This window comes from Streptomyces sp. NPDC048734, from assembly GCF_043198675.1.
Lineage (GTDB): Bacteria > Actinomycetota > Actinomycetes > Streptomycetales > Streptomycetaceae > Streptomyces.
Window position 1 is genome coordinate 55,542 of the sequence record NZ_JBICUZ010000018.1, and the last position, 20,949, is coordinate 76,490.

The 20,949-nt window shown below is 72.3% G+C and carries 19 protein-coding genes and 1 pseudogene; 5 read left to right on the forward strand and 15 right to left on the reverse strand.

Going from position 1 to position 20,949, the window contains the following annotated elements; genetic code table 11:
• The 5 genes and pseudogenes from ACGFQC_RS31980 to ACGFQC_RS32000 form a co-directional block, all read right to left on the reverse strand.
• Nucleotides 1-369, reverse strand: a pseudogene (locus tag ACGFQC_RS31980) (aminotransferase); the annotation flags it as partial.
• Nucleotides 370-602: 233 nt separating this feature from the next.
• Nucleotides 603-1,319: a DsbA family oxidoreductase gene (locus ACGFQC_RS31985; protein ID WP_363091133.1), complete on the reverse strand. Its 717-nt coding sequence runs from the start codon at nt 1,317-1,319 to the stop codon at nt 603-605.
• Between the two features lie 74 nt (nt 1,320-1,393).
• Nucleotides 1,394-1,897, reverse strand: coding sequence for a GNAT family N-acetyltransferase (locus tag ACGFQC_RS31990; protein ID WP_363091134.1), 504 nt, complete (start codon nt 1,895-1,897; stop codon nt 1,394-1,396).
• An 83-nt stretch (nt 1,898-1,980) separates the two neighbouring features.
• Nucleotides 1,981-2,589: a DUF1349 domain-containing protein gene (locus tag ACGFQC_RS31995; RefSeq protein ID WP_363091135.1), complete on the reverse strand. Its 609-nt coding sequence runs from the start codon at nt 2,587-2,589 to the stop codon at nt 1,981-1,983.
• Between the two features lie 51 nt (nt 2,590-2,640).
• Nucleotides 2,641-4,170, reverse strand: a complete 1,530-nt coding sequence (locus ACGFQC_RS32000) for an aldehyde dehydrogenase (NADP(+)) (protein ID WP_363091136.1) — start codon at nt 4,168-4,170, stop codon at nt 2,641-2,643.
• Nucleotides 4,171-4,314: 144 nt separating this feature from the next.
• Between ACGFQC_RS32000 and ACGFQC_RS32005 the strand changes: the two genes are divergently transcribed.
• Nucleotides 4,315-5,088, forward strand: coding sequence for an IclR family transcriptional regulator (locus tag ACGFQC_RS32005; RefSeq protein ID WP_363091137.1), 774 nt, complete (start codon nt 4,315-4,317; stop codon nt 5,086-5,088).
• 3 nt (nt 5,089-5,091) lie between these two features.
• Entirely contained in the window at nt 5,092-5,562 is a 471-nt protein-coding gene (locus ACGFQC_RS32010; RefSeq protein ID WP_363091138.1) for a GNAT family N-acetyltransferase, read from the forward strand.
• A gap of 88 nt (nt 5,563-5,650) precedes the next feature.
• Here ACGFQC_RS32010 and ACGFQC_RS32015 read toward each other — a convergent pair whose 3' ends face one another.
• A complete protein-coding gene (locus ACGFQC_RS32015; RefSeq protein ID WP_363091139.1) occupies nt 5,651-7,102 on the reverse strand; it encodes an NCS2 family permease in 1,452 nt (483 codons plus the stop codon).
• A gap of 273 nt (nt 7,103-7,375) precedes the next feature.
• Here ACGFQC_RS32015 and ACGFQC_RS32020 point away from each other — a divergent pair, with 273 nt between their 5' ends.
• The 3 genes from ACGFQC_RS32020 to ACGFQC_RS32030 all read left to right on the forward strand — a co-directional run bounded on the left by ACGFQC_RS32020 (nt 7,376) and on the right by ACGFQC_RS32030 (nt 9,750).
• On the forward strand, nt 7,376-7,945 hold the full coding sequence (locus ACGFQC_RS32020; RefSeq protein ID WP_363091140.1) for a SigE family RNA polymerase sigma factor: 570 nt from the start codon (nt 7,376-7,378) through the stop codon (nt 7,943-7,945).
• Nucleotides 7,942-8,811 carry a hypothetical protein gene (locus ACGFQC_RS32025; RefSeq protein ID WP_363091141.1) on the forward strand — a complete coding sequence of 290 codons (870 nt, stop codon included), beginning with the start codon at nt 7,942-7,944 and terminating at the stop codon, nt 8,809-8,811. Before ACGFQC_RS32020 ends, ACGFQC_RS32025 begins: the two co-directional genes overlap by 4 nt.
• A 108-nt stretch (nt 8,812-8,919) precedes the next feature.
• Nucleotides 8,920-9,750, forward strand: coding sequence for a pectate lyase (locus tag ACGFQC_RS32030; RefSeq protein ID WP_363091142.1), 831 nt, complete (start codon nt 8,920-8,922; stop codon nt 9,748-9,750).
• 90 nt (nt 9,751-9,840) lie between these two features.
• Here the strand turns inward: ACGFQC_RS32030 and ACGFQC_RS32035 are convergent, their stop codons facing one another.
• The 9 genes from ACGFQC_RS32035 to ACGFQC_RS32075 all read right to left on the reverse strand — a co-directional run bounded on the left by ACGFQC_RS32035 (nt 9,841) and on the right by ACGFQC_RS32075 (nt 20,944).
• The gene (locus ACGFQC_RS32035) at nt 9,841-10,995 is read right to left on the reverse strand and encodes a right-handed parallel beta-helix repeat-containing protein (protein WP_363091143.1); all 1,155 of its coding nucleotides are present in this window, start codon (nt 10,993-10,995) and stop codon (nt 9,841-9,843) included.
• 330 nt (nt 10,996-11,325) lie between these two features.
• Nucleotides 11,326-12,483: a dienelactone hydrolase family protein gene (locus ACGFQC_RS32040; RefSeq protein WP_363091144.1), complete on the reverse strand. Its 1,158-nt coding sequence runs from the start codon at nt 12,481-12,483 to the stop codon at nt 11,326-11,328.
• Nucleotides 12,470-13,510 carry a pectinesterase family protein gene (locus ACGFQC_RS32045; RefSeq protein ID WP_363091145.1) on the reverse strand — a complete coding sequence of 347 codons (1,041 nt, stop codon included), beginning with the start codon at nt 13,508-13,510 and terminating at the stop codon, nt 12,470-12,472. The genes ACGFQC_RS32040 and ACGFQC_RS32045 overlap by 14 nt, the downstream gene beginning before the upstream one ends.
• 1 nt (nt 13,511) lies before the next feature.
• Nucleotides 13,512-14,639: a pectinesterase family protein gene (locus ACGFQC_RS32050; protein ID WP_363091146.1), complete on the reverse strand. Its 1,128-nt coding sequence runs from the start codon at nt 14,637-14,639 to the stop codon at nt 13,512-13,514.
• Between the two features lie 142 nt (nt 14,640-14,781).
• The gene (locus ACGFQC_RS32055; RefSeq protein WP_363091147.1) at nt 14,782-16,101 is read right to left on the reverse strand and encodes a polysaccharide lyase family 1 protein; all 1,320 of its coding nucleotides are present in this window, start codon (nt 16,099-16,101) and stop codon (nt 14,782-14,784) included.
• Nucleotides 16,102-16,132: 31 nt separating this feature from the next.
• The gene (locus ACGFQC_RS32060) at nt 16,133-16,927 is read right to left on the reverse strand and encodes a rhamnogalacturonan acetylesterase (RefSeq protein WP_363091148.1); all 795 of its coding nucleotides are present in this window, start codon (nt 16,925-16,927) and stop codon (nt 16,133-16,135) included.
• Between the two features lie 253 nt (nt 16,928-17,180).
• Nucleotides 17,181-18,521: a sugar ABC transporter substrate-binding protein gene (locus ACGFQC_RS32065; protein ID WP_363091149.1), complete on the reverse strand. Its 1,341-nt coding sequence runs from the start codon at nt 18,519-18,521 to the stop codon at nt 17,181-17,183.
• A 68-nt stretch (nt 18,522-18,589) separates the two neighbouring features.
• Entirely contained in the window at nt 18,590-19,366 is a 777-nt protein-coding gene (locus ACGFQC_RS32070; protein ID WP_363091150.1) for a hypothetical protein, read from the reverse strand.
• Nucleotides 19,367-19,399: 33 nt separating this feature from the next.
• Complete coding sequence (locus ACGFQC_RS32075; RefSeq protein ID WP_363091197.1) at nt 19,400-20,944, reverse strand: family 43 glycosylhydrolase; 1,545 nt, start codon at nt 20,942-20,944, stop codon at nt 19,400-19,402.
• Nucleotides 20,945-20,949: the final 5 nt, after the last annotated feature.

Below are 20,949 nucleotides of genomic sequence, written 5' to 3' on the forward strand. Positions count from 1 at the left end.
TCAGCCCGACAGCACGTCCAGCAGCCGGTCCACGTCCGCCGCCGCCGTGTTGAACAGGTGGAAGGCCGCGCGCAGGTTGCCGGCCCGGTCGGAGACCTCGATGCCCGCGCGGCTCAGCTCCGGCTGCCGGGCGCCGAGGCCGGGCACCGAGACGATCGCCGGGCCGGGTGCGGGCACGGGCTCGTGGCCGAGTGTCGCGAGCCCGGCCCGGAACCGGTCGGCGGGGGCCAGGTCGTGGGCCTGTACGGCGGCGACGCCGAGTTCCTCGATCAGGTCGAGGGACCGGCGCGGCCCCGCGTAGGTGAACAGGGCGGGGCTCAGGTCGAACCGGCGTGCCGAGTGGGCGAGTTCGGTGACCGGCCCGCAGCAGCGCCGCCTCGTGCAGGGCGGTGGCGGTGCGGGCCGGCAGCAGGCCGTTGCTCGCGGTGTCGAGGTAGGTGTTCTTCGGGGCGAACTCGGTGCGGACGAGGGTCTCGGAGGTCTCCATGACTCCACTCTGCGGTGCCGTGAAGCAGAAGCCCATGGCGAATTTTCGTCCGATCCCCCAAGGGGGGCTTATACACCGGCCGTGAGCAGCCCCTTCGGTTCCGGCACCGCCCGTCTCAGTGCTGCGGTACCGCGCATCCGTCCGGGCCGCAGGCGCCGGCTCCGTCCTGGTCGAGGAGCCGGAGCGGGGAGCGCTCGCCCCAGGCCCGGGTGAGGGCCTGGGCGAAGACCTCGGCGGGCTGGGCGCCGGAGACGCCGTAGGCGCGGTCGAGGACGAAGAAGGGGACGCCGTTCGCGCCGAGCCGGGCGGCCTCGCGTTCGTCGGCGCGGACCTCGTCGGCGTAGGCGGACGGGTCGGCGAGGACCGCGCGCGCCTCGTCGGCGTCGAGGCCGGCCTCGACGGCCAGTTCCACGAGCCGCTCGTCGCCCTCGCCGAACAGGGACCGCTCCTCGGCGAAGTTGGCCCGGTACAGGAGCTGGATCAGCTCGTCCTGGCGGCCCCGCTCCTTGGCCAGGTGCAGCAGCCGGTGCATGTCGAAGGTGTTGCCGTGGTCGCGCCCGCGGGTGCGGTAGTCGAGGCCCTCGGCGGCGGCCTGGGCGCCGAGGTTGTCCTCACCGGCCTGGGCCTGGGCCTCGCTCATGCCGTACTTCTTGGTGAGCATGGCCGACACGGGCTGGATGTCGCCCTTCGCGCGGCCGGGGTCCAGCTCGAAGGAACGGTGCACGACCTCGACCTGGTCACGGTGCGGGAAGGCGGCGAGCGCCTTCTCGAAGCGGGCCTTGCCCACGTAGCACCACGGGCAGGCGATGTCGCTCCAGATCTCGACGCGCATGTCTCGGCTCTCTCCAGGTCGTGCGGGTGCGGAGACTCCCTCCGGCGCGTAGGTGAACGTTCAAACGGTTCGGCTCATTCCCCGTTCACCGGGAACCGCAGGAAGAGGTGGTGATCGCCCTCAGCGGGCGGGTTCGCCGGGTCCGGGAACCAGCCCTGACGCGCGTAGAAGTCCTGGGCGCGCAGGTTGCCGACGTGCACGTCCAGCAGTGCCGTGTCCTTGCCGTCGGCGCGCCACTGCCGTACGCACGCGGCGTGCAGGGCCGTGCCGACGCCGGCCCGCCACCGGTCGGGGTCGACGTGGAACTGGAACAGCTTGACCGTGTCCACCGGTGCGTCCTCGGGGGTGCGGAACGAGGCGACGCCGATGATCCGTCCCGCTTCGACGACGCACAGCACGTGCCCGTCCGGCCGTTCGACGGCCGCGTGCCAGACGGCGGGCCAGTCGGTGCCGTCCTGCGGCAGCCCGTCCGGGTAGTAGGTGGCACGGGCGCGCGCGTGCAGGGCGGCGAGGGCCGGCGCCTCGGCGGGCACAGCGGTGCGGATCACTCGTGCTGCGGTCACTCGGTCGCTGATCACGCCACGGAGGACGTGCCGTCCGCCGTTCCGGTTCCGGAGCGGCGGGGTCCCCCTCCCGGGAGGGGGACCCCGTCTTGCCCCGGTCAGCTGCCGTCGCGGAGGTCGTCCGGCCACTTCGGCCGGAACTCCAGGTGGTCGTAGGTGACGACGCACCCCTGCCCCATCGGCGCCTGTGCCATGAAGCCGACCAGGGCCGCGCCCGTCTGCGTCTCGTCGCCCAGCGTGAACAGCCGGACGAAGATCCACCGCTTGCCGTCGCGGGAGGCGTGGAAGGCGAACGCCCGGCCGGTCCTGCTCACCCGGAGCCAGACCGAACTGCCTTCCACGGTGAAGGAGTTGGCGTCGTCGGAGTGGCCGCGGGTGACCACCGTGCAGACGGTGGGCACGTCCGGGGAGTACTCCAGGCAGAGCTTGGCCCAGGCCCGTTCGCCGACGTGGACGTAGAGCACCCCGGCGTCGAAGGCGCCGTTGAAGCCGACGGTCACCCGGGCGATGAGCTGGAAGTCGCCCTCGGGCGCCCCCAGCAGCCGGGGTGCGTCGGCGGCCGGGTCCAGCGCCTCCGCGGTGGGCGGCACGAACCGGTCCTGGCGGGGACCGGCCCACGCGGTGAGGACCCCGTCCTCGTGGCTCCAGTGCCCGTCGGGCCCGTAGGTGCGCAACGGGAAGGGAAGTTGGGGAAGTTCGAGGTCCATGCGCCGAGTCTTCCAGATCCTTCTGTCAGCCGGGCTCTCGCCCGGTGCCGGTCAGCGTTCGAGGTGGTTGTTGAAGCGCCGCGGCAGTCCGAGCGGGTTGTCGTCGCGCAGCTCGGGCGGCAGCAGGGCCTCGGGGGTGTTCTGGTAGACGACCGGGCGCAGCCAGCGCTCGATGGCCGTGCCGCCCACGGAGGTGGAGGTGGAGGTGGTCGCCGGGTAGGGACCGCCGTGGTGCTGCGCGGGGGCCACCGCGACACCGGTCGGCCAGCCGTTCACGAGCACACGGCCGGCGAGCGGGGTGAGTTCGGCGAGGATCTCGGCGCCGCGGCCCTCACCGGCGGCCTCCTGCGTCGACAGGTGCACGGTGGCGGTGAGGTTGCCGGGGAGCCGCGAGAGGACGGACCGCGCCTGGTCGTCGTCGTCGTAGCGCGCCACCACGGTCACCGGGCCGAAGCACTCCTCCAGGAGCAGGTCGTGGGCCCCCTCCTCGGTGAGCTTCCCGGCCGGAACCGTCAGGAAGCCCGCGCTCACGGTGTGCTCGCCGCCCGCGCCGGGGGTGACCGGCGTCTCGACCGCGGGCAGCTGCGCCCGCTCGGTGACGCCGGCGAGGAAGTTGTCGCGCATGCGGTGGTCGAGCAGGACGCCCGCGTCGGTGTCGCTGACCGCGTCGGTCAGGGACTTGACGAGGCCGTCACCGGCCGCGCCGGACGGCACGAGGACCAGGCCCGGCTTCACGCAGAACTGCCCGACGCCCAGCGTCATGGAGCCGGCGAGGCCGGTCCCGATGGCCTCCGCGCGCTCGGCGGCGGCGGCCTCGGTCACGACGACCGGGTTGAGCGAGCCCAGCTCGCCGTGGAAGGGGATCGGCACGGGCCGTGCGGCCGCCGCGTCGAACAGCGCGCGGCCGCCCCGGATGGACCCGGTGAAGCCGGCGGCGGCGATCAGCGGGTGCTTGATCAGCTCGACGCCCGCCTCGAAGCCGTGCACGAGGCCGAGCACGTCGCCGGGGATGCCGTGCTCGGCGGCGGCCCGGCGGACCACCTTGGCGACCAGCTCGGAAAGGCCCGGGTGGTCGGGGTGGGACTTGACGACGACCGGGTTGCCCGCGGCCAGCGCGCTCGCGGTGTCGCCGCCGGCGACGGAGAACGCGAAGGGGAAGTTGGACGCCGAGTACACGGCGACGACACCCAGCGGCACCTTGTAGCGGCGCAGGTCGGGCACGGGCGGGGTCGCGGTGTCGTCGGGGTGGTTGACGACGACGTCGAGGAAGGCGCCCTCTTCGACGATGTCGGCGAAGGCGCGCAGCTGGTAGCAGGTGCGGGCGAGTTCGCCGGTCAGCCGGACCGGGCCGAGGGCGGTCTCGGCGTCGGCCACCTCGACGAGCTGGTCCCTGGCCGCCTCCAGCCGGTCCGCGGCGGTGCGCAGGAAGGCCGTGCGGACGGTGCGGTCGGCGAGGGCCGCGCGCGTGCCGTGCGCGGCGCGGACGACGGAGTCCACCTCCTGGGCCGTGGCCTCCACCGCAACCTGTTCACGCTGCTTCCCGGTTCGGGGGTCGACACTCCAGACTGGTGCTGCTGCCACCGCGGGTCCCTCCACGTTCGTCGCCGCATCGCAATGCCGCTGTCCTTACCTCACCACCAGGGACGTTCGATATACTGAACGCTGTCTCTGATGATGAATATGCTGTCGGAGACTATTTCCCGTCGAACGAAGGGGTCAAGGGCGATGTCGGCTGGCGAGACGGGGGGCGGGGCGCAGGTCAAGTCCGCGGTGCGGACGGTTGAACTGCTCGAGTACTTCGCCGGCCGCCCCGGAATGCACTCCCTCGCGTCGGTCCAGGAGGCCGTCGGTTATCCCAAGTCCAGCCTCTACATGCTGCTCCGCACGCTGGTGGAGCTGGGCTGGGTGGAGACGGACGCGACGGGCACGCGGTACGGCATCGGCGTACGGGCGCTGCTGGTCGGCACCTCCTACATCGACGGCGACGAGGTGGTCGCGGCCGCCCGCCCCACGCTGGACCGGCTCTCGGACGACACCACCGAGACGATCCACCTGGCACGGCTGGACGGCACCAACGTGGTGTACCTGGCCACCCGCCAGTCGCAGCACTACCTGCGCCCCTTCACCCGGGTCGGGCGCCGGCTGCCCGCCCACTCCACCTCCCTCGGCAAGGCCCTGCTGAGCACGTACACCGACGAACAGGTCCGCAAGCTGCTCCCTGAGACGCTGCCCGCGCTGACCGAGCACACCATCACCGACCGCGAGAAGCTCATCGAGGAGCTGCACCAGGTCCGCGAGCAGGGCTTCGCCGTGGACCGGGAGGAGAACACCCTGGGGCTGCGCTGCTTCGGCGTCGCGATCCCGTACCGCACCCCCGCGCGCGACGCGATCAGCTGCTCGGTGCCGGTGGCCCGGCTGACGCCCGCGCACGAGCAGCTGGTGAAGGACGCGCTGTTCGACGCGCGCGACCGGCTGACCCTGGCCACCCGTAGGCTCTGAGGCATGCAGATCGCCCTGCGCCCGGTCCACGACAGCGATCTGCCGGTGTTCTACCGGCAGATGAACGACCCCGAGTCCCTGCGGATGGCCGCGTTCACCCCGGAGGACCCGGCCGACCGGGACGCCTTCGACGCCCGCTGGAGACGGATCCGCGCCTCCGCCGCCGTGGTGCGCGCCGTCCTGGCCGACGGCGACGTGGTGGGCAGCGCGGCGGTCTACGGCGAACCGGGCGAGCGCGAGGTCACGTACTGGGTGGACCGCTCCCACTGGGGGCGCGGCATCGCCACGGCCGCACTGCGGGCGCTCCTCGCCGAGGTCCCCGAACGCCCGCTGTACGCGCGCGCGGCCGAGGACAACGCCGGCTCCCGGCGGGTCCTGGAGAAGTGCGGCTTCCGGGTGACCGCGCGGGCCACGGGGTACGCCCACGCGCGCGGTGCCCAGGTCGACGAGGTCGTCCTGGTGCTGGAGGGCTGACCTCCGCGGACGTCGGCCCGGCCCACGAGTGGGCGGGCGGCGCCCGGGTCGGGGCGCCTCCACGGGGGAGGCGCCCGCTCGCCTCACCTCACCCGACGCCCAGCGCCTGCTCGATGGGGTCGATCGCGAAGTACACGACGAACAGGGCCGAGGCCCCCCACATGAGCCAGTGCACCTCGCGCGCCTTGCCCAGCACCGTCTTGATCAGGACGAACGCGATGAACCCCGCGCCGATGCCGTTGGTGATCGAGTAGGTGAACGGCATCACGGCGATGGTCAGGAAGGCGGGGACGGCGATCTCGTACCGGTCCCAGTCGATGGACTTGACCTGGGTCATCATCAGGAAGCCGACCACGACCAGCGCCGGTGCCGCCGCCTGGAGCGGGACGATGGTGAGCAGCGGGGTGAGGAACAGGGCGAGGGCGAACAGGCCGCCGGTGACCAGGTTGGAGAAGCCGGTGCGCGCGCCCTCGCCGACGCCGGCCGCCGACTCGATGTAGGAGGTGGCGGAGGACGAGGAGGCCGCGCCGCCCGCGACCGCCGCCGCGCCGTCGATGAGCAGCACGCGGCCGAGGTGCGGCACCTTGCCCTCGTCGTCGAGGAGGTTCGCCTCGGCGCTGATGCCGACGACGGTGCCCATGGTGTCGAAGAAGTCGGACAGGACCAGGGTGAAGACGAGCAGGACGACCGTGACGGCGGTGGTCTCGCCGAACGCGCCGAGCAGGCTGAAGTGCCCGACGAGTCCGAAGTCGGGGGTGTCGACGAGCTTGTCGGGCCACGCCGGTGTGGTCAGGCCCCAGGACGTGATGTCGGCGAGGGAGTCGATGACGATCGCGACGAGGGTCATCGTCACGATGCTGATGAGGATGGCGCCCTTGACCTTGCGGGCGAGCAGTCCGACGGTCAGCAGCACGCCGAGGCAGAAGACGAGGACCGGCCATCCGCCGAGGGTGCCGGTGGCGCCGAGCCGGACCGGCACGGTGGTGCCCGCGGCGTCGGGGACGCGGCTGACGAAGCCGGCGTCGACGAAGCCGATGAAGGCGATGAACAGGCCGATGCCGACGCTGATCGCCTGCTTCAGCGGTTGCGGGATGGCGTGCATGACGGCCTCGCGCAGGCCGGTGACCACCAGCACGCAGATCAGCAGGCCTTCGAGGACGACCAGGCCCATCGCGTCGTCCCAGCTCATCAGCGGGGCGATCTGGAAGGCGACGACGGCGTTGAGGCCGAGGCCGGCGGCGAGGGCGAGGGGGAGGTTGCCGCCGATGCCCATGACGACGGTCATGACGGCGGCCACCAGGGCGGTGGCGGTGGTGAGTTGGACGGTGTCGAGCCGGTGCCCGAACTTGTCCTCGGCGCTGGCCAGGATGAGGGGATTCAGGACGAGGATGTAGGCCATCGTGAAGAACGTGGCGAAGCCGCCGCGTATCTCCCGGCCGAGGGTCGACCCCCGTTCGGAGATCCTGAAGAACCGGTCGACCCCGTTCACCGCCGGGGGCGGGGACGTCGGCCGGTCGGCCGCCTGCTGCGTTTCGGACATGACGGGCACTCCTCGTGACCTGGTGATCTGCGTGCGGATGCCGGCTGGATTGTTCCCTCGTTGAACCGCGTTCAGGTTTTCGACGTGTTACGGAATCGGGGTTCGGTCGGCCATACGTTGTTCGAACCCCTGTACCGACCAGGCGGTTGACCACTGCTACGCTTCCGGATCTCGCCCCGGCCACCTTCTCGGGGCATCCCCATGTCATTCACATGACACGCACAGCAGCCACCCCCGCCGGGGTGCAGATTCCGCACCGAGAAGAGGTCACTCGTGGGCACAGTCGTCGACGACGCCGCCTCCGTGGAGTTCCATGCCTTCTTCGAACGCCACCATGCCGAACTGGCCAGGCTCGCCCATCTGCTGACCGGCGAGGCGGACGCCGCCGACGATCTGGCGGCGGACGCGCTGCTCGCGCTCTGGCACCGCTGGGACCGGGTCCGCGCGGCCGATCACCCGGTGGCGTACGCGCGGGGTGTCGTGGCCAATCTGGCCCGCACCCGGATCCGCAGCGCGGTCCGCGAACGCCGCAGGATCGCCCTGTTCTGGTCGCAGCGCGAGGAGAAGACGGAGAATCCGGACGTCGCGGGCGTGGTGGACGTCCAGTCGGCACTGCGTAGACTCCCGTTCCGCAAACGGGCCTGCGTGGTGCTCCGGCACGCCTTCGACCTCTCGGAGAAGGACACCGCGCTCGCCCTGGGCGTCTCGGTGGGTACGGTGAAGAGCCAGACCTCGAAGGGGATGGCCGAGTTGCAGAAGCTGCTCGGCGCCACAGCGGGTCCGCGGAAGGCGCCCGCCGTCATGGCGGCGCGCACGGGTGAGGCCGGAGGAAGAAACCGATGACGACGCAGCGGGACGGGCACGGCGAGCTGCGCGCCCGGCTGCATGAGGCGGCCGGGGCGTACGAGCCGAACCGCGAGCGGATCCTCGCCCGGATCGAGCGCGGCATGGTGCAGCAGGAACGGCCCGGCGGTCACCGGGCGACCCGGCCGGCCCTGTGGGGCTGGGCACGGATCGTGAGCGCCACGGCCGCGGTCGCGGGCATGCTCGCGGTCGGCGGCTACGCGGTGGCGTCGGCGGTGAAGGACGACCCGCCGCGGCAGCAGACGGTCGCCGTCTCGCCGCCGCCGGTGGAGTCCCCGGACGCGACGAGCCGCCCGCCGGCCTCGCCGGAGCCGACGCCCGGTCAGGGCGGCGGCGGACAGGGCGAGGCCGAGCCGAGCGCCTCACCGACGAAGTCGGCGCAGGCGACGCCGTCCGCGTCCCCTGTGGACCTGCTGCCGGCCGTCGACGACACCGAGGACGGCCCGCTGTGGTCGGACGGCTCGGTGGACCCGCACAGCAACGACTTCTGGGCCCAGAGCAACGTGACGTTCAAGACCTCCGAGCAGCTCACCGAGCTGACCGTGCAGCTGAAGGTCGCACAGACCGGCGGGGTGTCCGCCGCGGGCTCCTGGCGCTCCCTGCCCGAGGGCGACTTCACGTTCACGGCCGAGGAGAGGGACGGCTTCCTCGTCTACACCTGGGTGCTCAAGGAGGGCCGTACGGTCCCCGAGGGCGAGTGGGTGTTCGCCGGGCAGTACGACCACGACCGCGGCGGCCGGGACGCCAAGGACGACAGCTACGTGGTGGCCGGCGCATCGGGCGGCCAGGAGAGCTCCGTGGGCGGCGACTTCGCGGCCCGGGACGACGACGAGGGCGACTCGTAGCGGCCGCGGGGATCCCGGGGAAAAAAACTTTCGACGAAGCGGCAACCCTTTCCTCACCGGTGACGACCACAAGGCGCAAGAGTCACCACCCACTTGAGGAACCGGTACATGACTGCACCAGCACAGCCCCGCGTCCGGCACCGCCGCAAGGTCACCAAGCGGCGGGCGCTGATCGCCGGCTCCGCCGCCTTCGCGGTCTCGGGCGCGGCGATCGTCACCACGACGATGCTCTCGTCCGCGGGCGCGGCGTCGACCTGGCCGACCGCCACCGGCAGCAAGTCCGTCTCGTCGACGATCAAGGTGTCGGGGACCTACGACGGCAAGCTGACGAAGTTCGTCGGCTCCGGCGCCCTGGGCGGCAGCGGCCAGGACGAGGGCCAGGACCCGATCTTCGAACTGGCCGACGGCGCCGTCCTGAAGAACGTGATCATCGGTACCCCGGCCGCCGACGGCGTCCACTGCAAGGGCTCCTGCACGCTCCAGAACGTGTGGTGGCTGGACGTCGGCGAGGACGCCGCCAGCTTCAAGGGCAAGTCCGCCTCGTCGGTCTACAAGGTCATCGGCGGCGGCGCGAAGAACGGTGCCGACAAGGTGCTGCAGTTCAACGGCGCCGGCACGCTGAACGTGTCCGGCTTCCGGGTGGAGAACTCCGGCAAGCTGGTCCGCTCGTGCGGCAACTGCAAGACGCAGTACAAGCGCACGGTCGTGCTGAGCGACATCGACATCGTGGCGCCCCTGAAGGCCATCGTCGGCGTCAACGCCAACTACGGCGACACCGCGACCCTGTCGAAGATCCGCATCCAGGGCGACGCCAAGAAGAAGACGAAGACCTGCGTCCGCTTCAAGGGCAACAACACCGGCAAGGAGCCCACCGAGCTGGGCACCGGCGCCGACGGCAAGACCTGCAAGTTCTCCTCGTCCGACATCACCTACAAGTAGGCCTGTCGGCCCGCCGGCCCGAGCCCCTCTCGGGCCGGCACGAGAACGCCCCCGCCGGCGGTCACCGGCGGGGGCGTTCGGCTGTCCGGTTCAGTCCATGGTGGCGCCGATCGTGGTGGACCCGGTGGTCAGGAACGTCGTCGCCGGCAGCGACCCGTCCGCGGCGCGGGCACCGTACGCCGTCGTCGCGTCCGTCGAGCGGAACGCCGGGGTGCCGACGCCGCCGTCCCAGTTGTTCGCGGCGGTCACCGTGGCGGAGCCCAGCTTCGCGAGACCGCCCTTGTTGCCCACGGCGAGGTTGCGGGCCAGCCGGGCCTTGCCGGTCGCGAAGTAGAAGCCGGCCTGCGCGTTGGCGTACGCGGTGTTGCGGTTCAGGACGATCGCGCCGGGGTTGGAGTTCTCGGTGAACCCGTTCAGCGTGTTGTCCCAGGCCGCGTTGCCGTTCACGACGTGCGCGACGACGACGCCTCCGCCGCCCAGCTTGAACCCGTTGCCGTTGCCCTCGAAGGCGGCGTCGCCCCACCGGTTCTTGCCGTTGCCGAAGGCCCACGAGTGCTCGATGGTGACCGCCGTGGAGAACTGCCAGAGGTCGAGGCCGTCGTCGGAGTTGTTGTAGAGGCGGGCGCCGGTGATCCGGTTGCCGCTGCCCGAGCCGAACTTCACGGCGATGCCGTCCGCGTTCTGCCCGTGCCCCGCGGGGTCGTAGTTGCTGTGGCTGTCCAGGTTCTGCACGAGGTTGCCGACGGTGTTGTCGCCGCGCAGGGTGAAGCCGGTGTCGCCGTTGCCGGCGGTGACCAGGTTCCTGAAGACGCCGCCGGTGGAGGAGGTCACGACGAAGCCCTGCGCCGGGGACTTCTGGAAGGTCAGGTTCTGCACAGTCCAGTAGCTGCCGTAGATCCCGGCGAGCCAGGAGCCGGCCGGGAGCTTCGAGCCGTCGATCTTCACCTTCTCGGCGCCGTACGCCTGGAGGGTGATCCGGTTGGTGGAGGTGCCGCTCGCCGTGGACTTCAGGGTGGCCGTCGGGTAGTAGGTGCCGCCGCGGACCTGGATGACGGTGCCGGCGGCGGCGTTCTTCACGGCCGTTTCCAGTTGCGCGGTGGTCGACACGGTGACCGTGGTCGTCGCGGCCTGGGCGCCGTCGTTCGTCAGGCCGAGGTAGACGCCGCCCGCCCCCGAGGCGACGGCCACCGCGGCGGCGATCGAGAGGGTGCGCGTCCTGCGGTGGCGTCCGGTGCTCAAACGCACGGGGCGTTCCTTTCCTGAGGGGGATGGAGAGGAAACGGGCCGGAGGGGCCGCCCCGGCCCGTTTCCCCACACCAGTCGCCGCCGTGGCCGGAAAGGGTTGCCGGACCGTGCGAAAGATGCCGGAACTTTCGCCGCGGTCAGTCCGTGGTCGCCCCGATGGTGGTGCTGCCCGTGGTCGGGAAGGTGGTCACGGGCAGTGCGCGCCGGACCGGCGGGCGTTGTACGTGCTGGACGCGTCCGTGGAGCGGAAGGCGGGGGTGGCGATGCCGGAGTCCTTCGCTCGTGGGGGTGGGTGGGGGGGAGGGGGCGGATCCCGGTGGGGCGCGGGGATCAGAGGACGCGGTCCAGCCAGGTGAAGACCTCGTCCTGCATGCGGTCGACGAAGACGTGGCCGAGGTCGGGCCAGGTCTTCAGGTGCAACCGCTCCCCGGCGTGGCGGGACCGCCAGACGGCGCGCAGCTTCTCGTGGGCCGTGCGGACGCCGTCGGCGGGGAACAGCGGGTCGAGGCCGCCGTCGAGGAAGAGCATCGGCCTGGGTGCGGCGATGCTCGCCACGTCGGGGAAGTCGAGGTGGCGGGGCAGTCCGGGGTGGAGCATGTAGTAGGAGGACTGGCCGCGCAGGGTGTTGTTGCCGGGGACCATCATCTCCTTGAGTCCGGTCATCCAGCAGACGGCGGCCGCGGCGGCGAGGTCGTCGGTGAGCGCCGCGGCCTGCCAGGCGCGGAAGGCGCCCATGGAGAAGCCGACGGCCGCGATCCGCCGCCGGTCCACGCGCTCCAGCCGGGCGAGGAAGCCGGCGGCACGGGCGTCCTCGCGGGCCATGAGCCCGGCCAGGGAGGACCCCAGGTGGTAGAAGGTGCTCGCCAGTGCCTGCTGCTGGTCGTAGGCGAGGGGGCCGCGGTCGCCCCAGCCGAGCGCGTCGGCGGCCAGCACGACGTATCCGCGCCGGGCCAGTTCGTCGCCGACGAAGCGGCCGCTGAAGTACTTCTGGGTCCAGGCCTGCGCGGAGGTGAGCCGGCCGGCGTCGTACCAGGGCCGGACCAGTTTCTCCTTGCCGATGTCGAACTTCGCCCCGTGGTCGTGCAGCAGGAGCACGGCCGGGAAGGGGCCGGGCCCGTGCGGGGTGAGCAGGGCGGCCCGGACGCGTTCGTGGCGGGTGAGGGAGAGCGTCACCAACTCGGCCGTGTAGCCGTCCTGTTCGGCACGCCCGTGGAATTCGGGGGCGTACGGCGTGCCGTCCTCGCGGTCGACGAGCAGCGTCTCCTCGACCTTGGCGCGGGCCGCCCGGCGCCAGGCTCGGAAGTCGCGGATCGGCGAGTTCCCCCACGCCAGCGGGAAGGTGAGGGCCTCCTTGAGGGCGGGGTGGAAGTCGGGCAGCGGACCGTCGACGACCGCCGCCCGCGCGCCGCCGGCGGTTCCCCCGGCCAGCAGGGCCGCCCCCGTCCCGACCACGAACGCCCGCCGGCCCACCGTTTCACGGACGCTCATACGGCCTCCAGTCCCCGAGGTAGGTGCGCCGGGTGTGGACGGCCGCCTCCGCGGGCGTCAGCTGCGGCCGCTCCTGCGGTGCGGAGATCACCGCGCCGGGCCCCGAGTTGCCGTACTCGCGAAAGCGCATGGTCTGCCAGGGGTGGGCCTCGCGCATGTTCGTGTACGGGGCGGCCGCGTCGATGCCGGGGCCGATCCAGGTGTCCCGTACGACGAGGGAGGGCCAGGCGGTCGTCTCGTACGACGGTACCCAGGGCCGGGCCAGTTTGTAGGCCGCGTCCTCGGCACCGGAGGTGACGCGGCCGCGGACGGCGAGGAAGCCGTAGGGGTTGGCGCGGGCGGTGGCCGGGGCGAAGACCATGCCCTTCGGGGTGAAGGCGACGTCCCGCCGGAGGGTGTGGAAGCGGCAGGCGTCGAAGACGGCGCGTGCCCGTCCGAAGACGAAGTCGACGTCGCCCTCGATGTGGCAGCGGTGGTAGTACTGCCGGTCGAAGGCGTCCAGGGCGGTGGTGTCCGCGAAGAGGGTGTCCTGATGGGCGAGGAAGCGCACGTTGTCGAAGCGGGAGCGGTCGCCGGTGACGTGGGCGGCGACCGCCTGGGTGCCGGTGATGTCGGGGTGGTCGGCGCGCAGCCAGTCGTTGGCGAGGGTGAGGTCGCGGACGGTCAGGCCGGGGGCGGCGGAGCTGAAGGTGGCGGAGCCGGCGGTGCCGTGGGTGGTGCCGTCGGGCTTCTTCGTGCCGTTCGCGTTGTCGTACACGACGACGGCGGCGCGCGGGTCGCGGGAGGCGCCGCGCAGGGTCAGCTCGGCCGCGCCTGCGGGGACGGTGACCACCTCGCGGTAGGTGCCGGGGTGCACGACGATCGTCCAGCCGGGCCCGGTGACGGCGTCCACCGCGGCCTGGACGGAGTCGCCGGGGCGGACGTGCAGGACCCGGCGGCCCCCTGCGCCCGTGCCGGCCGCGAGGGCGGGGGTGGCGGTGGCGGCCAGACCGGCGGTGAGGCCGGTCAGGAGGGAGCGCCTGCGCATGTCAGCAGGTCTCCTTCCAGGGTGTCCAGTCTCCGAGGTGGGCCGACCGGGTCGCGGACGCGGCCTGCTCGGGGGTGAGTTGGGGCCGGTTCTCGGGGACGGTGACGACCGCGCCGGGTCCGGAGTTGCGGTACTCGGCGAACCGCTGGTCCTGCCAGGGGAAGGCGGCCGACATGTTCGCGTAGGGCGCGACCGCGTCGATGCCGGGGCCGAGGTGGGTGTCGCGGACGGTGAGCATGGGGCGGGCGGTGGTGTCGGAGCTGGGCACCCAGGGGCGGGCCAGCTTGTAGAAGGCGTCCGGGGCCTCGCTCGTGACCCGGCTGCCGGTCACCAGGTAGCCGCGCGGGTTGGCGCCGGCCGTGGAGGGCGCGAAGACGAAGCCGTGGGGGGCGGTGGTGAGGTCCGGGCGGTTCAGGGTGCGGAAGTGGCAGCGCTCGAAGACGGCGGTGGCCCGGCCGAAGACGAAGTCGACGTCCCCCTCGGCGTAGCAGTGGGAGAAGTACTGGCGGGCGAAGGTGCCCAGGGCCGTCGAGTCGGCGTAGAGGGTGTCCTGGTGGCCGAGGAAGCGGCAGTGGTGGAAGGCGGAGCGGTCGCCCTGGACCTTGATCGCGACGGCCTGGGTGCCGGTGACGCCGGGGTGGTCGGCGCGCAGCCAGTCGTTGGCGAAGGTGATCCAACGGGCGGTGAAGCCGTCGGCCTGCACGGTCGTGGTGGCCGAGCCGGTGGTGCCGTAGGTGCCGCCGCCGGGCTTCGGGGTGCCGGCCGCGTTGTCGTACACGATCACGACGTCGCGGGGGTTCTCCGAGGCGCCGATCCAGGTCGCCCCGGTGCGGGTGACGTCGACCGCGAGGGTCTCCCGGTAGGTGCCGGGGGCGATGACGAGGGTGCGGCCGGTTCCGGTGGCGGCGGCCACGGCGTCCCGGACCGAGGTGTGGTCACCGCGTCCGCGCGCGTCGACGTACAGGGTCCCCGGGGTGAGGCGGGCGGACGGGGAACCGAAACGGCCGAAGGGCCTGCGGGTGCCGGCCCGGACGGGTGCGGCCGACAGGCCGAGGGCGGCGCCCGCACCGGCGCTCGCCAGGAGGAAACCCCTTCTGGACAGGGGGAGCTGGACGTGGTGCGAGGGCATGCGGGTGCTCCTTCGGGGTGCGGCTCGTGCGGCTCGTGCGGCTCGTGGGATGCGGACCTCGGGCGTGGGGGGGATGTGCGGGCCGGGGGGCGGGTCCCCGGCCCCCCGGCCCGCACGGTGCGGGTGGTGCGGGTGGTGCGGGTCAGCAGATCCTTCCGGCGCCGGCCCGGCTGTTGACGATGCCGGGGACAGCCTTCGCGGGGTCGACCCTGGTGCGCAGGGTGGGCGTCCAGCCCGCGCCGGACTGGAGGGTCTCGGCGGGGATCTCCGCGTTGTGCACGGCGATCAGGTCGACGGGCTTGCCGTTGACGTGGTTGCCGTCGGCGGTGACCGGCGCCTCGCTCCACTTCTTCAGCGCCTTCGCGGCGCTCACGCCGGCGGGCAGCGTGAACGCGTTGTGCTGGGCGACGAGCTGGGACTCCTTGCCGATGCCGAAGCTGTAGGAGTAGGAGGCGTCGGCGACGAAGTGGTTGTTGTAGGAGTCGACCTGCCCGAAGCGGACGCGGGGCGCGCGCTCCACTAGCTTCGAGAACAGGTTGTGGTGGAAGGTGACCTTCAGCTTGCCCCGGTCGCCCACGGCGGTGGACTCGCTGTCGCTGTTGCCGATGAGGATCGTCTTGTCGTGCTCGGTGAAGACGTTCCAGGAGGCGGTGACGTAGTTCGAGCCGCGCACGATGTCCAGTTCGCCGTCGTGCTGCTGGTAGAGCATGCCGAAGTGGGTCGGCGCGGCGCTGTCGGGATGGGAGCCGTCGGTGAACGTGTTGTGGTCCAGCCACACGTGCGTGGAGCCGTAGACGACGGCGGTGTCGTACTCGGAGTTCCAGTTGCCCTTCGAGCCGTCGGTGGGGTCCCACTGCGGGAAGCAGTCGATGGGGCTCTCGAAGGCGAGGTTGCGGATGATCACGTTGTCGACGGCCTTGATCTGGAGGCTGGCGCCCTTGATGCCCGCGTTCCTGCCCACGCCGATGATGGTGGTGTTGGAGGGGACGTTCGCCTTGATCGCCTTGTCCTGGTTGGCGGCGGAGGTGCGCCGCAGGCCCTCGGGGCTGTCCGCGGGCTCGGCGCCCAGGTCGGTGTCGAGGCCCCACACCTCGGGCGCGTACGCGGCGAGGTAGGCGTCGAAGTCGTAGCCGGGCGCGGCGAAGGCGTCACACCCTTCCGAGACGGCGTCGATCGTGCCCTTGACCTTGATGATCTTCGGCGCGGTGCCGCCGGCCTCCAGGGCGGCCTTGAACTCCGCCCAGGTGGTGACGGTGTAGACGTGCTCGGCGTCGGCGGCGGCACCGCCGGTGGTGCCGGTTCCGTAGGCCGCCCAGCCGTCGCCCGCCGGCAGGGTCTGCCGGGCGACGTCACGGGTGGAGTGGGCCTGGGCGGGAGTGCCGGTGACCGTCAGGGCGAGGGCGGTGCAGCCGACCACGACGGCGGTCTTTGTGGCATGCCCATGCCATTTCTGTGTGCTCACTATGCGGCTCTCTTTCGCGGAAGGTAGGGGGTCAGGCGGTGGCCGGGGGCCAGGTGATCCACGACTCCGGGATCTCGGTGTCCAGCCGGCGCACGTCCCGCGCCGTCAGCACCCGGCGGCGCAGCAGCTCGGCGGCGGCGAGCCGGGCCACGGCGATCGCACCCGGCGGATTGAAGTGCGTGTTGTCCTGCTCGGTGTCGGTCCAGTTGAAGTAGCGCTTGGTCTCCTCGGCCCCGAGCTTCTGCCACAGTGCGAGCGACAGGGCCTGGAGGTCGAGGAGCGCGACGTCCTCCTCCGCGGCGAGGGCGCGCATCGCCGCCGGATAGTCGCCGTGCGTGGGCAGGGCGTCGCCGTCCGCGTCGAAGCGGCGGCGCTCCACGGCCGTCGCCAGCACGGGCCGCGCCCCGCGGGAGCGCGCCCCCTCGACGTACAGCCGCAAATAGTCCTGGTACGTCGTCCAGGGCTCGGTGTAGCGGGCCGGGTCGGCGGTCTTCTCGTCGTTGTGCGCGAACTGGATCAGGAGGAAGTCCCCCGGGCGGATCGACGCGAGGATGACGTCCAGCCGCCCCTCGTCGACGAAGCTCTTGGAACTGCGGCCGTTCACCGCGTGGTTGGCGACCGGCCGGTCCTTGTGCAGGAAGAACGGCAGCGCCGTCCCCCACCCGGTCTCGGGCGCCGCGTCGGCGAACTTCTGGGCGGCGGTGGAGTCACCGGCGATGTAGAGGGTGCGGGGTCGCCCCGCGGCCCGGGCGGTGCCGGTGGCCGCGGCGGCGAGGGGGACGGCGGCGAGGGCCGCCGAGGTGACCTGTCTGCGGGTGAGGGACACGGGGGTGCGCCTTTCGCACAGGGATTTCTCACAGGGAGGGGGGACCGCGCCCCTGCCGGGGCGCGGGGCGGTACGCGTGTGCGGCTCCGCCGCGGAAGTCACGGCCGGCTCCGCCGCGGAAGTCACGGCCGGCTCCGCCGCGGAAGTCACGGCCGGCTCCGCCGCGGAAGTCACGGCCGGCTCCGCCGCGGAGATCGCGGCCGGCCCCGGCGGGACGCCGCGGCCGGCCACCGTGCTGCGGCAGGAGGAAGGCCTAGCCCTTCTGTTCCTTCCACTCCGCCTGCGCCGTGTTCAGCTGCTCGGCGAGGGTGTCCAGGAACTCCTTGGCGCTGAGCTTGCCCAGCAGGACCTTCTGGAAGTTGGGCTCGTTGTCGGACTTGGAGATGGTGCCCCAGTCCGGCAGGTAGTACGGCAGCTGCACGATCGTCGTGGACCCGTCCGACAGTGCCTGCGCGGCCAGCTTGGTCGGCTCGGCCTTGGCGATCCACGCGTCGTTCGCCGCCGCGGTGTTCGACGGCACCTGGCCGGCCGACTCGTTGAACTTCGAGTTCTCCGCCTGCGAGGTGGCGAACTCGATGAACTTCCAGGCGGCGTCCTTGTTCTTCGAGCTCTTGAACATGCCGATGCCGTCGACCGGGTTGGACACCTGCACCCGCTTGCCGGATGCGCCGACCGGCTGCGGGATGCCCCGGAACTTGTCGGCGCCGAACGCCTTCACGTGGTCCTGGTACGAGCCCAGGTTGTGGTTCAGCATGCCGATGGTGCCCGAGTCCCACTGGGCGACCATCTTGGTGAAGTCGTTGTTGAGGTCGGCGGCCGGGGTGACCTTCTTGTAGAGGGCCGCGTACTTCTCCAGCGCCGCGATGTTCTTCGGGTCGTTGACGGTGGTCTTGTCCCCGTTCCAGAACGAGGTGATCCCGCTCTGCCCGTACATCGCGTCCAGCGCCTGGGCGATGGATCCGGCGCCGCCGCGGATGGTGTACCCGAACTGGTTCTTGCCGGCGTTCGTCAGCTTCTCCGCCGCCGTGTAGAACGCGTCCCAGGTGGTCGGCTCGGCCAGCCCCGCCGCCTTGAACAGGTCGGTGCGGTAGTAGAGGACGCCGTTGTTGGCGGAGGTCGGGATCGAGTACAGCGCGTCACCGCCGCCGGCGGACTTCAGCGACTCGATCATGGACTTGTTGAGTTCGCCGTTGAGGGAGGACTTGGCGAGGCGGTCGTCCAGCGGCTCCAGGGCGTCCTGCGCCGCGATCGCCGCCGCCATCGACGCCGTGATGCCGCCGACGTCCGGCAGGCCGCCGCCCTGGATGGCGGTGTCGACCTTGGACTGGTACTCGGTGGAGGCGATGCCGACGTACTCGACGTCGATGTCGGGGTTGGCCTTCTCGAAGTCGGCGATGACCTGCTTCCAGATGTCGGTGCGGACACCGCCGTTGTTGTCCCAGAAGACGATCTTTCCCTTGCCGCTGCCGTCGGACCCCTTGTCCCCGCCGGCTCCGCTGCCGTCGTCACCGCAGGCGGTGGCGGTCAGGGCGAGCGCGGCCCCCAGGGCTACGGCCGTGGCGGCGCGCCTGCTTCTGTGGATGCTGATCTTCATTGGTCGGCTCTCTTCTTCTTCTCTTCTGGATCCAACGGGCTGTGCGGGCATGTGGGGGGCGCGCGGGGTCAGCGGCGGGCGTGGGGAGCCCGGTTGCCGGTGCCCCTGAGGTGGTCGGCGACGGTGCGGGTCCGTGTCCCGGTGTCGCGGACCAGTGGGCGGGCGGCCGTGCTGCGGCCGTCGTCCGTGGCCGGTCCGCGGCTGAGCGCCCGGATCGCGGAGCGCTCGACGGCGGTCGTCGCCCGTCCGTGGAGGAGGCCGACGTCGCCCCCGGGGCAGGAGTCGCGGACGCGGCCCCGGCTGGTCACGTCCGGCCCGGGGCCGTCGGTGATCAGGGTGTCCCGGTCGCCCGGGAAGGCGGTGTCCTCCAGGACGATCCGGCCGCCGGTCCTCCCCACCGCCGGCGCCTGCTCGCCGTTCGGCTCGTGCGGGGCCCCGTCGACGTCGTCGCTGAGGGCGGGGTGGCGGGCGGTGACGCCGTGGGCCGCGATCCGGACCGTGGCGCTGCCGGTCGAAACCCCGTGCGCCACAGGCGTGTCGTAGACGATGACGGTGCCGGAGCGGTCCTGTCCAGTCCCCTGCGGCAAGATGTTCGGCTCGCCCGCCGGGACGGGCGCCTCCGCGCGGCGGGTGCCCGGCGAGACGGCGACCTGGACCGGCACGGGCGCTACCGGGACCGGCAAGGACGCCACCGGGACCGGCCGGTGCGCGGGGAGGGCCCGCGGCGCGCGGGCCGTGGCGTACGGCTCCTCGGCCGCGGCGTGCGCGGTGCGGAAGGCCTGGCCGGCCACGGCGGCCGGGGCGGCGCCGGGTCTCGACGAGCGCTTGCTGGGGAAGTGCGTCATTGCGGCTCCCGACAGGCTGACCGTTGCGGTGGGTTAGAGGGGGCTGATCCTGAAGCGGGTGAACGTGGCGGCCCCGGGGCGGCCCGGTCCGTCGGGTGCCAGGGCGAACAGGCCGAGCAGGGCGCCCACCCAGCGCCAGGGGGTGGCGGCGAAGACCGGCCCGCTGCGGCGTGGGCCGTCGCCGAGGTCGTAGGCGAAACGGCAGCGGGCGCCGGTGCCGATCTCGATGCGCAGGCGGACCGTGCCGTGCGGGGCGGGCCGCGGGTGGGCGGCGTCCCGTTCCCGCTCGGCGGCCGACTCGGCGAAGCGGTGCACGAGGTGGACCGTGCCGTCGGCGCCGCGTTGCAGCCCGATCCAGGCGAAGGCGTCCCCGAGCACCGCGAGTCCGGCCCGTGTGCCGGGTTCCTCGCCGTGCAGTTCCAGCTCCACCTCGACGGCCGACGGGGTGCCGGGCAGCCGCTGGGTGAGCACGTGGGGCAGCTTGCGCAGGTCGTGCGCGTCGGCCGTGCGGAGGCAGGACAGGCGCAGTCCGTCGCCGGAGTGCTGGGTGGCCCAGCCGTCCTGGGGGTTGGCCGTCCACTGCCACTGCCTGCCGAACCGTCCGCCGGGGAAGTCGTCGTCGGTGGCGGGCGCGGCGGCGGGCTGCGGCGGCAGAGCGGGCCTGCGGTGCACGGCGACGGGTGCGCCCCGGTCCCCGATCACCGGCCAGCCGCCCCCGCCCCCGGCCCCGCTCGATCCGGAGGTGCCGCCACCGTCCCAGCGCAAGGGCTGGAGGTGGACGACCCTGCCGTACGCCCCGCGTTGCTGGAAGTGCAGGAACCAGTCCTCGCCGGACGGGGTGCGCACCCAGCCGCCCTGGTGGGGGCCGTTGACGTCGGTGTCCTTCTGCTCCAGGACGATCCTCTCCTCGTAGGGGCCGAAGAAGTCCCGGGAGCGGAAGGCGCCCTGCCAGCCGGTCTCCACCCCGCCGGCCGGGGCGAGGATCCAGAACCAGCCGTCGTGCCGGTACAGCTTGGGGCCCTCGATGGTGAACCAGCCGGGGATGCGGTCCCCGTCGACGATGACCTTGCCGTCGTCGAGGAGCGAGGTGCCGTCGGGGTGCATCCGGTGGCCGGTGAGGCGGTTCTTGATCCCGGAGCGGGACTTCGCCCAGGCGTGGACCAGGTAGGCCTCGCCGGTCTCCTCGTCCCACAGGGGGCACGGGTCGATCAGGCCCCTGCCCTCCTTCACCAGGTGGGGCCGGGTCCAAGGGCCCCTGATCCCGGGGGCGTTGACCTGGAAGACGCCCTGGTCGGGGTCGCCCCAGAAGATCCAGAAGCGGTCGTCGTGGTGGCGCAGCGAAGGTGCCCAGACCCCGCGGTCGTGGCGCGGGGAGTCGAACTCGGCCGCCGGTTCGAGGCGTTCGAGGGCGTGCCCCACCAGCGTCCAGTTGACCAGGTCGCGGGAGTGCAGCAGCGGCAGGCCGGGGGCCCGGCCGAAGCTGGAGGCGGTGAGGTAGAAGTCGTCGCCGACGCACACCACGTCCGGGTCGGACCAGTCGGCGTTCAGGACCGGGTTCTCGTACGTCTCGCCGGGCACGGCCG